Below are 12,378 nucleotides of genomic sequence, written 5' to 3' on the forward strand. Positions count from 1 at the left end.
AGTTGTGCAGGCGCTGCCGGACAGCTACCTTGTTCGGTGGCATGATGCCGTTCGAAAAAATCGAGAAAAGCCTTCATGAAGGTCGTTGAACGCTACATCATGCGCCGCGCTTTCGTGGTCTTCATGGCCGCTCTTGTGTGGACGCTGGCGATCGTATGGACGACGCAGGTGCTGGCAAAGATCGATCTGGTCACCGACAGCGGCCAGTCGGCGCTGACCTTCTTCGAAGTCGCCGCCCTCATCCTTCCGTCCATCATCCCGATCGTGGTGCCTTTTGCCCTGGTGGTAGCGGTCGCACAGACACTCAGTGTCATGAATTCGGATTCCGAACTCGCCGTCGTCAACGCCGCGGGGGCCTCGCGCTGGACGATCGTGCGGCCGATCATGTTGCTGGCGCTCGCCGCCGCCGTTTTTTCCTTTGCCGTCGACAACGGCATCGACCCTTACGCACGGCAGAAGAACCGGGCCCTGGTGGCGTCGTCGCGCGCGGATCTGTTGTCGCTGATCATCCAGGAAGGCACCTTCCGCAAGATTGACGACGGGTTGTTCCTGCAGATCGGCGAGCGCCTTCCCAACAATCGGCTGGGTGGCATTTTCGTCGCCGATTCGCGCGAAGAAGGCGTCAACCTCGTCTACTACGCCAAGACCGGAAGCATCATCGAACGCGGCGGTGAAAAGGTGCTGATGATGAATGACGGCGTCATCCATCGCAAAACGCTGACCGGCGATCTCTCCGTCATCCGCTTCACCTCCTATGCCTTCGACATGTCGGCCTTCATGGCGGCGGCTTCGGCGGTGACGCTCCTGCCCAAGGACCAGACGACGCAGTACCTGCTCAACCCGGGCGCCAACGACAAGTATTATCAGCAGAACCCCTACGAATACCGGGCCGAAGTCAACCAGCGGTTCTCGGAATGGACCTATTCCATGGTTTTCGCGCTGATCGCGCTTGCAGTCGCCGGCGATGCGCGCTCGCACCGCGAGGCGCGCGTCAATCCGCTGATCACGGCGATCACGATATCGCTGTTCGTGCGTTGGCTGGGCTTTTTTGCCGCCAGCAAGGCGGATGAGGTCCCGCAATATGCGTATATGGTCTATGGCGTGCCGATCGTGGCTTCTGCGGTGGCGATCTGGTTCATCGTCTCCAACCGGACACTGGAACTGCCTGTGACCTGGGCGGACTGGATGACAAACTTCGCCACGCGCATCGCTGACAGCTGGAATGCTTTCAAATTGCGTTTGTCCAGGCGCGGCGCATCAGGCCAAGGGGTCGGCTGATGGGCTGGACACTGGGCCGCTATTTCTTTTTCCGCTATGTGACGATCACCATCTGGTTCTTCATCGGCCTCCTGGCGCTGGTGTTCCTGATCGATTTCACCGAGCTGTCCGGACGCACCACCGGCCTGCCCGGCTTCACCTACGGCACGGCGGTAGCCATTTCAGGCCTCCGTATGCCGATGATCATGCTGCAGACGGTGCCGTTCGTCGGTCTCTTCTCGGCGATGGCGACGCTGGTATCGCTGAACCGGCGCTACGAGCTGGTCATCGCGCGTTCCGCCGGTGTTTCCGCCTGGCAGTTCCTCTTGCCCTGCTGTGTCGGAGCCTTGCTGTTCGGCGTCCTGTCGGTTGGCGTCATCAATCCGCTCGCCGCGCACGCATTCTCCTGGTCCGAGCAGATCGAAACCCAGCTGCGTTCCGGCAAATCGAATACGGTCTCGGCCGATGCCGCGCCCTGGATCCGGCAGAAAACCAGTTCGGGGGACACCATCATCGGTGCGCGGGCCATCCTGAACCAGGGCCTGGAAATGGCCGATGTCGTATTTTTCATTCTCGACCCGCAAGGCAACATCGTCGAGCGCAAGGACGCCGCCCGTGCCTTCCTGCGCGACGGCTATTGGGAATTGCAGGACGTCAAGACGTTCCAGAACGGCACGATCCAGGCATCGGCAACCGATCGCGTACCGACCAATCTGAAGCCCGAATTCGTGCAAGAGCGGCTGGCGCGCCCCGAAACCATCCCCTTCTACGACCTGCCCGGAAAGGTCGAGGTTGCCCGCTCCTTTGGCCTCAAGGCAAATGCCTTTGCCATGCAGTTTGATTCGCTCGTGGCGTTGCCGTTCCTTCTCGTCGCCATGACGCTGATCGCGGCAACGGTTTCAATGCGATTTGCTAGGATGGGACAGTCGGCGACGATGATTCTGGGTGGCATCATCGCTGGCTTTCTGCTTTATGTCGTTTCGGTGTTGGTGAAGGCATTCGGCGTGGCGGGATTCGTGCCGACTGTCGTAGCCGCCTGGGTACCGGTCATGGTGGCTATGTTCTTCGGGGTGACTTTCCTGCTATACAAGGAAGACGGCTAGTGAGGGAGGCGTTTTTGCCCAGCAACAGGCAGGCCGGTTTGGCGCGCCTCTATGCGGCGACCGCCTTGGCGTGCGTGCTTGCCTACGCCGTTCCGGCACCGGCGCTTGCGCAGGACGTCGGCGACATGGCGACATCGGTTCCGGCCGGCTCGCAAATGCTGCTGGCGGCCGATACGCTGGTCTACAACAACGACAACCAGACCGTGACCGCCGTCGGCGGTGTGCAGATCGACTATGGTGGCAATCGCCTTGTCGCCCAGCGGGTCGAATACAACCGCAACACCAAGCGGATGGTCGCGAGCGGCAACGTCGAAGTCATCAACAGCGACGGCACCAAGATCAATTCGCAGCATATCGACATCACCGATGACTTCGCCGACGGCTTCGTCAACGCGTTGCGGGTCGAAACCATCGACAAGGCCTATTTCGCCGCCGAAAGCGCAGAACGCATGGGCGGCGTGCTGACCACCTTCCACAATGGCGTCTACACCGCCTGCGAGCCGTGCGAGGATAAGCCGGACAAAGCGCCGACCTGGCGCGTCAAGGCCAAGAAGATCATCTGGAACGGCGAGAAGAAGACGGTTCGCTTCGAGAATGCGAATTTCGAGTTCTTCGGTTTTCCGCTTGCCTATCTGCCTGCATTCGAGATTGCCGACCCGACGGTGAAGCGCAAGAGCGGCTTCCTGATCCCGAGCATCATCTACAAGAGCGATCTCGGCGTCGGCGTGAAAGTCCCCTATTATCTCGCATTGGCGCCGACCTACGACCTGACCGTCACCGGCACCGGCTATACCAGGCAGGGTTTCCTCGGTGAGGCCGAGTGGCGTCAGCGCTTCGACAATGGCGAGTACAGCTTGAAGATCGCCGGGATACACCAGCAGAATCCCGACGCCTTCCTCGACACCACTGCCTTCCCATCCAGCTCTGGCCACAACGTCAATTCGGGCAGCGCCGGCGATCCCAACAAATTCCGCGGCATGATGGGTACCCAGGGGCAGTTCGCCATCAACTCACGCTGGAACTTCGGCTGGGACGTGCTGCTGCAGACCGACAAGAACTTCTCGAACACCTACGGCATCGACAAGTACAATAGCAGCGTCCACCAGTCGTCGGTCTACTTGACGGGTCTCAACGGCCGCAACTATTTCGACGTGCGCGCCATGCATTTCGATGTTCAGGAAGATACGCCTGACGATAATATCTCTGCGCGAAGCGGACAACAGCCGTGGGTGCTGCCGTCGCTCGATTACGCCTATATTCCTGATGCCTCGGTGGCCGGCGGCCAGCTGTCCCTCAATGTCAACGCGCGTGTCATCCGCCGCGACGATGTCGATGAGACCTTCGTCCAGCCCTACAATGCCCTCACTCCGACGCAGCGCGTCCGCGGCATCGAAGGCGAATCGGGCCGTCTCACCGCCGAGGCCGAGTGGAAGCGAAGTTTCGTCACAGATGACGGACTGGTGCTAACGCCGTTGCTCGCGCTGCAGGGCGATGTGGACTACCTCAACGCATCGTCGGCTTCGCTAGACGCCATCGACCGAATGGCAACGCATTTGGGCGAGCAGGACGATATGCGCTCGTCATTTGCCCGTTACATGGCAACCGCGGGCCTCGAGATGCGTTGGCCGGTGCTGTTTTCCATGGCCAGCGGGTCCAGCCATGTCATCGAGCCAATGGCGCAGGTCTTCATGCGTCCGAACGAGCAATATGTCGGCGGCCTCTCAGTGCCCAACGAAGACGCCCAAAGCATGGTCTTCGACGCGACCACCTTGTTCGAGCGCGACAAGTTCTCCGGTTACGACCGCGTCGAAGGCGGTTCGCGCGCCAATGTCGGCTTCCGCTATTCCGGCTCGTACAACAATGGCTGGGGCACCAATGCGATTTTCGGCCAGTCCTATCAGATCGGCGGCGAGAACTCCTTTGCCGCGCCGGATCTGGTCAATGTCGGCGCCAATTCCGGCCTCGACACGACCAAGTCCGACTATGTCGGCCTGTTCGGCATCAACAGCCCCAACGGCTTCGCGGCCTCGGTCAGCGGCCGTTTCGACGAACAGAGTTTCGAGGTCCGCCGTGCCGAGGTGAAGGCCGCCTATTCCGGCCTGCCTGTGTCGCTGAGCGCCAAATACGCCTTCATCCAGGCCCAGCCGCTGTACGGTTTCACGGAAGACCGTCACGAAGTCACACTTGGTGCATCCACGCATCTGGCCGAAAACTGGCGCGTCTTCGGCACAGGAACCTACGACCTGCAGCAAAGCCTGCTGGTCAAGGACGGCGTCGGCTTCGCCTACAACGATTCCTGCTTCACTTATCTGATGACCTACTCGCAGTCGCGCGATCTGAACACCAGGGAGGTGTCGCAGACCATCGGCTTCAATCTGTCGTTCCGCACCCTCGGCGAATTCGGCTCGTCGACCAGTGCCATCGACACGATCCAGTAACAATCGGCGACATCGTTTCGCCGCATAGGGCTGGCACGGATTTCGCGCACCTGGAAAGATGAAATTGGGCGGGACCGGGATAGAATTGGGATACCAACGATGAGGAAATACCTCTTTTCAGCAGGTTTAGCGTTGCTCGTGGCGGCGACGTCCGTGTCGATCACCGCAATGACGCCGCCGGCTTTCGCCAGCGAGATCAAATACGTCGTCAACGACGTTCCGGTCACCAGCGGCGACATCGCCCATCGCGCCGCCTTCCTGAAGCTGCAGCGCAAGAAGGGCGATGCCGGCCAGGAAATGATCGACCAGACGCTGCGTATGGCCGAGGCCAAGCGGCTTGGCATCCGCATCAGCGACGCACAGGTCGAGGCGGCGTATCAGCGCTTTGCCTCAAGCAACAAGATGCAGCTCAGCCAGCTTGACGGCGTCATGGAGAAGTCAGGCGTCACCAAGAGCCACTTCAAGGAATTCATCCGCGCCCAGATGGCTTGGAACCAGGCCTTGAGCGCGCGCTACCGTTCCGGCGACGGCACAGGTGCCGTCAGCGAGCAGGATCTGGTAAGGAAGATGCTCGAAAAAGGCGGCGCCAAACCGAGCGCCACCGAATACATGCTGCAGCAGGTCATCTTCGTGGTGCCGGCGGCTGAACGCAGCGCGACGCTGGGCAAACGCAAGCGCGAGGCCGACGCCATGCGCGCCCGCTTCAACGGCTGCAAAACGACGCGCGAATTCGCCAAGGGCCTGATCGACGTCACCGTTCGGGATCTGGGCCGGGTGCTCGCGCCGCAGCTGCCGCCGGACTGGGCCGAGCAGATCAAGGCGACTAAAGTCGGCGGCGCCACCGCCACGCGCGAAACCGAACGCGGCGTCGAATTCATCGGCATCTGCTCGTCGCGCGAAGTGTCCGACGACAAGGTCGCCCAGATGGCGTTTCAGGCCGAAGGCTCCGGCGGCGACAAGGATGCCGACGCGCTCAGCAAGAAATATGTCGACGAGCTGAAGGCAAAAGCCCGCATCGTCAAGCGCTGACGTGGGCAACGCAGTGAGTGCGCTCGCGTTGAGCGCCGGCGATCCGTCCGGCATTGGGCCGGAGATCGCCATCGCCGCCTTTATGGCGCGCGAAGCTGCCGCCCTGCCCCCCTTCTACCTGCTCGCCGATCCGGCGCTGATCGCCTCCCGGGCGCGCCTGCTCGGCATTTCGCTGCCGGTCGTCGAAACGACATCAGCGCAAGCGGCGCAGGTCTTTGCCCGCGCCTTGCCGATCGTTCCGCTAGCCGCCGGCTGCATCGACAGCCCCGGCCGGCCGGATCCGGCCAATGCGGCCGCCACCATCGAGGCCATCGACCGCGCCGTCGCCGATTGCCTTGCCGGCGAAGCCTCGGCCGTGGTCACCTGCCCCATCGCCAAGAAGCCGCTCTACGATGCGGGCTTTCGCTTTCCCGGCCACACCGAATATCTGGCGCATCTGGCAGCCCGGCACAGCGGCGTCGAGGCGATGCCTGTGATGATGCTGGCAGGACCCGACCTGCGCACCGTTCCCGTCACCATCCACATCGCGCTGGCCGAGGTGCCGAAGGCACTGACCACCGAACTGATCGTCGCCACCGCGCGCATCACCGCCGCCGACCTTACCGGCCGCTTCGGCATCGCCAAGCCGAGGCTGGCGATTGCCGGGCTCAACCCGCATGCCGGCGAAGGCGGCGCCATGGGCCTCGAGGACGAGCTGATCGTGCGCCCGGCGGTCGACATCCTGCGTGCCGAAGGAATCGACGCTTTCGGCCCTTTGCCGGCCGACACGTTGTTCCATGTCCGGGCGCGGGTGGGCTACGACGCGGCCCTTTGCATGTATCACGACCAGGCGCTGATCCCGGCCAAGGCGCTGGCTTTCGACGAGGCGGTCAATGTCACGCTCGGCCTGCCCTTCATCCGCACCTCGCCCGACCACGGCACGGCCTTCGACATCGCCGGCAAGGGTGTGGCGCGGCCCGACAGCTTGATAGCGGCGCTGAAGCTTGCCCGGCGGCTGGCCGACACGAACACGAAGGCAATCGCCGTATGAGACCTCGGGCATGAGCATCGACGGGCTGCCGCCGCTTCGCGAGGTGATCGAGCGTCATGGGTTGCAGGCGAAGAAGGCGCTCGGCCAGAATTTTCTGCTCGACCTCAACCTCACCGGCAAGATCGCGCGCACCGCCGGCGACTTGTCCGATGCAACAGTGATCGAGGTCGGTCCTGGCCCCGGCGGGCTGACCCGCGCCTTGCTTGCCAATGGAGCGCGCCATGTGATCGCCATAGAGCGCGACGAACGTTGCCTGGCTGCTCTTGCCGAAGTGTCCGATCATTATCCCGGCCGGCTGGAGGTTGTTTCCGGCGACGCGCTGAAGACGGATTTCGCAGGCCTTGCCCGTCGAGCGACCGGGGGCTCGGTAAAGATCGTGGCCAACCTGCCCTACAACATCGGCACGGAGCTGCTGGTGCGCTGGCTGACGGTCAGCGACTGGCCGCCTTTCTACACCTCGATGACTTTGATGTTCCAGCGCGAGGTGGCCGAGCGCATCGTCGCGCCCGCCGGCAGCGACAGCTATGGCCGGCTGGGGGTTCTTGCCGGCTGGCGGACGGAGGCGAGGATCGCCTTCGACGTACCGCCACAGGCATTCACGCCGCCGCCAAAGGTCACCTCCTCGGTGGTGCATCTGGTGCCGCGCCCGACGCCCCTGCCCGCCGAGGTGAAAAAACTCGGCCGCGTCACAGAAGCCGCCTTCGGCCAACGTCGCAAGATGCTGCGGCAAAGCGTGAAGAGCCTCGGCGGCGAAGCCCTGCTCGAACGCGCCGGCATCGATCCGACACGCCGCGCCGAGACGCTCAGCGTCGAGGAGTTCGTGCGGCTGACCAATGCGGTGTAAGAAGCTGCCGATCTCCCCCTTGAGGGGGAGATTGGCGCTTCACCGCCTCAGCCAGTCTTCTCGTCCAACAGTCCAGAGACGAAATCGAACAGGCCTGGCCGGCGGTCGCGTCTTAGCCGCTCGGCGACGACGATACCGCGAACTTCGGCGAAGGCGCGGTCAAGGTCGTCATTGACGATGACGAAATCATATTCCTTCCAGTGCTCGATCTCGTTGCGGGCGTTTTTCAGCCGCGTCTCGATCACCGCCTCCTGGTCTTCAGCGCGACGTTTCAGCCGCGCCTTCAACTCCTTCATCGATGGCGGCAGGATAAAGATCGAGACAATGTCGGCGCGCATCTTCTCCTTGAGCTGCTGGGCACCTTGCCAGTCGATGTCGAACAGCATGTCGCGCCCCTCGGACAGCGCCAGTTCGGCCGGTTCGCGCGGTGTCGCATAGCAATTGCCATGCACCTCGGCCCACTCCAGCAGTGCGTCGGAATCACGAAGCCGCTCGAATTCGCGCATCGTCCGAAAATGATAGTGGACGCCTTCGATCTCGCTTCCGCGGCGCGGCCTGGTGGTGACCGAGACCGACAGTTCGAGGCTGGAATCGCTTTCCAGAAGATTGCGCGCGATCGTCGACTTGCCGGCGCCGGATGGCGACGACAGGACGAGCATCAGGCCCCGGCGGCGAATGCGGGACCCCAAATCCTTGGCAACCATCGGCTACTCCAGATTCTGGATCTGTTCACGAAACTGGTCGACCACCGCCTTCAGGTCCAGGCCGATCGCGGTGACGGCTGCGGCATTCGATTTGGAACACAGCGTATTCGATTCGCGGTTAAATTCCTGTGCCAGAAAATCGAGCTTGCGACCGACCGCACCGCCGCCCAGCAGCAGAGCCCGGCCGGACGCGACATGCGTTTTCAGCCGGTCGATCTCTTCGCGAATATCGGCTTTGGTGGCCAGGAACGCCGCCTCCATGTGCAGTCGGGTGGCATCCAGATTGGCGGAAGCGTCCATCAGCAGCCTGACCTGCTCGGCGATGCGTTCGCGAATCACCGTCGTCTCGCGGGATGGATCCGCCTCGGCTCGCAGCGTCAGCACCTCGATCGTGTCGATATGACCCGACAACAGCAAAGCCAGCGCGGCTCCTTCGCCCTGACGTGCCTGTTCGAGCCCGTTCAAGGCCACTTCGAGCGCGACCATGATCGCGGCATCGAGCGCGGCCCTCGCCTCCTCGGTTTCGACGGTTTCAGGAATGTCGAGCACGCCGCGCAGCGAAAGCAATCCATCTGACGTCGCCGCAGCAACGCCGAATTGCTCCTGCAGCCGTTTGGCGAGCCCAGCAAGGTCCTTCAGGAAGGCTTCGTTGACGACCGGCTGCGCCTGCGCGCCAACGGCACGGCCGATGGTCAGCGTCGCCTGGAAATTGCCGCGTGCAAAACGTTTCTGAAGTATCTGCCGGACAGCAGGTTCCAACCGTTCGAAGCCTTGCGGCAGCCGCAGCCGTACCTCGACGCTCTTGCCGTTGACGGACTTGACCTCCCAGGCGATCGAGGTGCCTTCGTGCTCGGCGACGGCACGTGCAAAACCGGTCATGCTCTGCAAATTCATATCGCCCACACGTCCCTGGCACATCGCCCCTGAACCGGCTTTCCGGACAGGAACGAGTGCGGCTTGAAAAAAAGACTGCGCCGCAGGCGTCGAAATCGGACGCGCGGCGCTCTTCCAAATGTCAGGGCGCTGCCTGTCGGGCAACGCCTTTCTTCATTTACTGGGCAGCGCCCGCGTCACCGCCGCCGGCATTGCTGTCGCCGGTGCCAGTCGTCTTGGCGGCTTTGGCGGCATCATCGGCCTGCTTCTTCAGCAACGCGCGATAGCGGGCGACATTCTCGTTGTGCTCGTCCAGCGTCGCGGCAAAGACGTGCCCGCCGGTGCCGTCGGCAACGAAATAGAGGTCGGCGGTTTTCGACGGATTGGCCACCGCCTCCAGCGCTGCACGACCCGGATTGGCAATCGGCGTCGGCGGCAAGCCATTGATCACATAGGTGTTGTAGGGAGTCTGTTTCTGGATGTCCGACTGGTAGATCGGCCGGTCCGCCGGCTTTCCCTTGCCGCCGAACAGCCCATAGATGATGGTCGGATCGGATTGCAGGCGCATGCCCTTGGCAAGCCGGTTCAGGAAGACGGCGGCAACTCGCGAACGCTCGTCACCCTTGCCCGTCTCCTTCTCGACGATCGAGGCCAGCGTGACGAACTCCTCGACGTTGGCCAGCGGCAGGTCAGGCGCGCGCCGCTCCCAGACATCGTCAACCAGCTTCTTCTGATCCGCCAGCAGCTTGTCGACCATCTGCTGGCGTGTCGCGCCGCGCGTGAAGCGCAGCGTGTCGGTGGCGAGGCTGCCCTCCGGCGGCGTGGTTGCCGGCATGTCGCCGCTCAAGGCAGTCTCCTCGGCGATGCGCTGCAATGCCTGGTCGACCGTCAGTCCCTCAGGAATGGTCAGCGAATACATCACCGACTTGCCGCTCTTCAAAAGCTCCATGATATCGCGCATGGAAGCCCTGGGCTTGATCTCGTACTCGCCGGCTTTCAGCGCGGAATCATTGCCGAAGGCCCGCACGCCAAGACGGAATACCCGGGCGTCGCTGATCAGCCCCCGGCGTTCGAGCTGGTCGGCGATATCCTGGACGCCGGTGTTCGGCTTGACCAGGAAGGTGTCGCCATTAGCCGAAGGTCCGGGTTCGGTGAATTCCTGCTTGCCGAAATAGACCGCGACGCCGGCCGCCAGGACCACCAGCATCACCGAGGAGATGACGAAGTTCATGAACACGACGACCTGGCTGCGTGACGCACGCGAGCGCTTCGGCGGCGGCGTGCCAGCCTCCGGCCGCAACGCCTCGCTGGCCGTTTTCGGCACGATCGGGCCGGATGTCGGCGGCCGTTGCCCGAATTCTCCGTTGCCTGCCGGATTTGTGTTCATTTCGCCCTACCGTTTGATCGCCCAACGAATCCCCAGCGGCAGAGTAGGGGCGAATATGGCAAAATTGACGGCACGCCAAAGCGCCGCCCGGCAGCCGGACGATCAGCCATTGTATCGCTGGAAGACCAGCGACGCGTTGGTCCCGCCAAAGCCGAAGGAATTGGACAGCGCCACGTCGATCTGGCGGGCACGCGGCTTGTTCGGCACCAGATCGATCGCGGTTTCGCGTTCCGGGTTATCGAGGTTGATGGTCGGCGGCGCGACATTGTCTCTGATGGCAAGGATAGAGAAGATCGCTTCGGCGGCACCCGCCGCTCCAAGCAGATGGCCGATCGACGACTTGGTTGACGACATCGAAATCTTCGATGCGGCATTGCCGACAAGCCGCTCGACGGCACCGAGCTCAATCGTGTCGGCCATGGTCGAGGTGCCGTGCGCGTTGATGTAGTCGACATCGGCCGGCGTCAACTTGGCCCGGTTCAGTGCCGCCGTCATGCAACGGAAGGCGCCATCGCCATCCTCGGCGGGCGCGGTGATGTGATGCGCATCGCCAGTGAGACCATAACCCGTCACCTCGGCATAGATCTTGGCGCCGCGCGCCCTGGCATGTTCGAGCTCCTCGAGCACGACAACGCCGGCGCCCTCGCCCATGACGAAGCCGTCGCGGTCGCGATCATAGGGTCGCGACGCCGTTTGCGGCGAATCATTGCGTTCCGTCGACAGTGCCCGGCATGCGGCAAAACCGGCGATCGACAGCCGCGTCACCGGCGCTTCGGCGCCACCGGCGACCATCACGTCGGCATCGCCCCACATGATCAACCGGGCAGCATCGCCAATGGCGTGCGCGCCGGTCGAACAGGCCGTGACGACGGCATGGTTCGGGCCTTTCAGCCCGTGCCGGATCGAAACCTGCCCGGAGACGAGATTGATGATCTGGCCCGGGATGAAGAAAGGGCTGATGCGGCGCGGGCCGCGCTCCTTGAGGATCATCGCGTTCTCGGCGATGCCCTCGATGCCGCCGATGCCGGAGCCGATCAGGACGCCGGTGGCACACCGCTCTTCATGCGTCTTGGGTTCCCAGCCGGAATCCTTCAGCGCCTCGTCGGCGGCGGCAATCCCATACAGGATGAAGTCGCCGATCTTGCGCAGTTCCTTCGGCTCGAGCACGGCCTCCGGATTGAAGGTGGCATTGCTGCCGTCACCACGCGGAATGACGTGGGCGATCTTGCAGGCAAGATCCTCCACCTCGAACTCAGTGATGCGCTTGGCAGCGCTGCGGCCGGTCAGAAGTTCCTTCCAGCTGTGCTCGAAGCCCATGCCGAACGGCGACAGCAACCCAAGGCCCGTGACGACGACACGCCTCATCGCAGGTCCTCCCCGGTGATGACTGCGGAAAGCGTCAGGCCGAAGCCTTGTCGATGTACTTCACGGCATCGCCAACGGTCAGGATGGTCTCAGCCGCATCGTCGGGAATCTCGACGCCGAATTCTTCTTCGAACGCCATGACGAGTTCGACCGTGTCGAGGCTGTCGGCGCCCAGATCATCGATGAAGCTCGCCTGCTCCGTCACTTTGTCGGCATCGACGCCAAGGTGCTCGATGACGATCTTCTTAACGCGCTCTGCGGTGTCACTCATTTGGGCATCCTCGTCTTTTGTTTGTCTGTCTTCGTTAGCGGGCAGAATGCCGCTAATCAAGCTGAAAGATGGTCCTG

11 protein-coding genes are annotated in these 12,378 nt (G+C 62.7%); 6 read left to right on the forward strand and 5 right to left on the reverse strand.

Annotated elements, in window-relative coordinates:
- The first annotated feature begins 75 nt into the window (after positions 1-75).
- From lptF to rsmA, 6 genes are all read left to right on the forward strand, one after another.
- Positions 76-1,278, forward strand: a complete 1,203-nt coding sequence (gene lptF / locus NKJ11_RS05630; protein WP_128305684.1) for an LPS export ABC transporter permease LptF — start codon at positions 76-78, stop codon at positions 1,276-1,278.
- Positions 1,275-2,360 carry an LPS export ABC transporter permease LptG gene (gene lptG / locus NKJ11_RS05635; protein WP_352792902.1) on the forward strand — a complete coding sequence of 362 codons (1,086 nt, stop codon included), beginning with the start codon at positions 1,275-1,277 and terminating at the stop codon, positions 2,358-2,360. Before lptF ends, lptG begins: the two co-directional genes overlap by 4 nt.
- On the forward strand, positions 2,360-4,798 hold the full coding sequence (locus NKJ11_RS05640) for an LPS-assembly protein LptD (protein ID WP_352792864.1): 2,439 nt from the start codon (positions 2,360-2,362) through the stop codon (positions 4,796-4,798). The genes lptG and NKJ11_RS05640 overlap by 1 nt, the downstream gene beginning before the upstream one ends.
- A 99-nt stretch (positions 4,799-4,897) precedes the next feature.
- Positions 4,898-5,827, forward strand: a complete 930-nt coding sequence (locus tag NKJ11_RS05645) for a peptidylprolyl isomerase (protein WP_352792866.1) — start codon at positions 4,898-4,900, stop codon at positions 5,825-5,827.
- Between the two features lie 13 nt (positions 5,828-5,840).
- Positions 5,841-6,857, forward strand: a complete 1,017-nt coding sequence (pdxA, locus tag NKJ11_RS05650; RefSeq protein ID WP_502905784.1) for a 4-hydroxythreonine-4-phosphate dehydrogenase PdxA — start codon at positions 5,841-5,843, stop codon at positions 6,855-6,857.
- A 10-nt stretch (positions 6,858-6,867) separates the two neighbouring features.
- A complete protein-coding gene (gene rsmA, locus NKJ11_RS05655) occupies positions 6,868-7,701 on the forward strand; it encodes a 16S rRNA (adenine(1518)-N(6)/adenine(1519)-N(6))-dimethyltransferase RsmA (protein ID WP_352550536.1) in 834 nt (277 codons plus the stop codon).
- 47 nt (positions 7,702-7,748) lie between these two features.
- Here rsmA and gmk read toward each other — a convergent pair whose 3' ends face one another.
- The 5 genes from gmk to NKJ11_RS05680 form a co-directional block, all read right to left on the reverse strand.
- Complete coding sequence (gene gmk, locus NKJ11_RS05660; RefSeq protein WP_013532512.1) at positions 7,749-8,405, reverse strand: guanylate kinase; 657 nt, start codon at positions 8,403-8,405, stop codon at positions 7,749-7,751.
- Between the two features lie 3 nt (positions 8,406-8,408).
- Positions 8,409-9,299: a YicC/YloC family endoribonuclease gene (locus NKJ11_RS05665; RefSeq protein ID WP_352442178.1), complete on the reverse strand. Its 891-nt coding sequence runs from the start codon at positions 9,297-9,299 to the stop codon at positions 8,409-8,411.
- A gap of 157 nt (positions 9,300-9,456) precedes the next feature.
- Complete coding sequence (gene mltG, locus NKJ11_RS05670; protein ID WP_023813764.1) at positions 9,457-10,665, reverse strand: endolytic transglycosylase MltG; 1,209 nt, start codon at positions 10,663-10,665, stop codon at positions 9,457-9,459.
- A gap of 102 nt (positions 10,666-10,767) precedes the next feature.
- Entirely contained in the window at positions 10,768-12,030 is a 1,263-nt protein-coding gene (gene fabF / locus NKJ11_RS05675; protein WP_127273339.1) for a beta-ketoacyl-ACP synthase II, read from the reverse strand.
- Between the two features lie 34 nt (positions 12,031-12,064).
- Entirely contained in the window at positions 12,065-12,301 is a 237-nt protein-coding gene (locus tag NKJ11_RS05680) for an acyl carrier protein (RefSeq protein ID WP_006203723.1), read from the reverse strand.
- Positions 12,302-12,378: the final 77 nt, after the last annotated feature.

This window comes from Mesorhizobium sp. M0243 (assembly GCF_040321775.1).
Classification (GTDB): domain Bacteria; phylum Pseudomonadota; class Alphaproteobacteria; order Rhizobiales; family Rhizobiaceae; genus Mesorhizobium.

What these genes read in the sequence shown, in the direction of transcription:
- lptF (WP_128305684.1), top strand. Translation starts at nt 76, where the DNA reads ATGAAGGTCGTTGAACGCTACATCATGCGCCGCGCTTTCGTGGTCTTC.
- NKJ11_RS05645 (WP_352792866.1), top strand. Translation starts at nt 4,898, where the DNA reads ATGAGGAAATACCTCTTTTCAGCAGGTTTAGCGTTGCTCGTGGCGGCG.
- rsmA (WP_352550536.1), top strand. Translation starts at nt 6,868, where the DNA reads ATGAGCATCGACGGGCTGCCGCCGCTTCGCGAGGTGATCGAGCGTCAT.
- gmk (WP_013532512.1), bottom strand. Translation starts at nt 8,405, where the DNA reads ATGGTTGCCAAGGATTTGGGGTCCCGCATTCGCCGCCGGGGCCTGATG.
- NKJ11_RS05665 (WP_352442178.1), bottom strand. Translation starts at nt 9,299, where the DNA reads ATGAATTTGCAGAGCATGACCGGTTTTGCACGTGCCGTCGCCGAGCAC.
- mltG (WP_023813764.1), bottom strand. Translation starts at nt 10,665, where the DNA reads ATGAACACAAATCCGGCAGGCAACGGAGAATTCGGGCAACGGCCGCCG.
- fabF (WP_127273339.1), bottom strand. Translation starts at nt 12,030, where the DNA reads ATGAGGCGTGTCGTCGTCACGGGCCTTGGGTTGCTGTCGCCGTTCGGC.
- NKJ11_RS05680 (WP_006203723.1), bottom strand. Translation starts at nt 12,301, where the DNA reads ATGAGTGACACCGCAGAGCGCGTTAAGAAGATCGTCATCGAGCACCTT.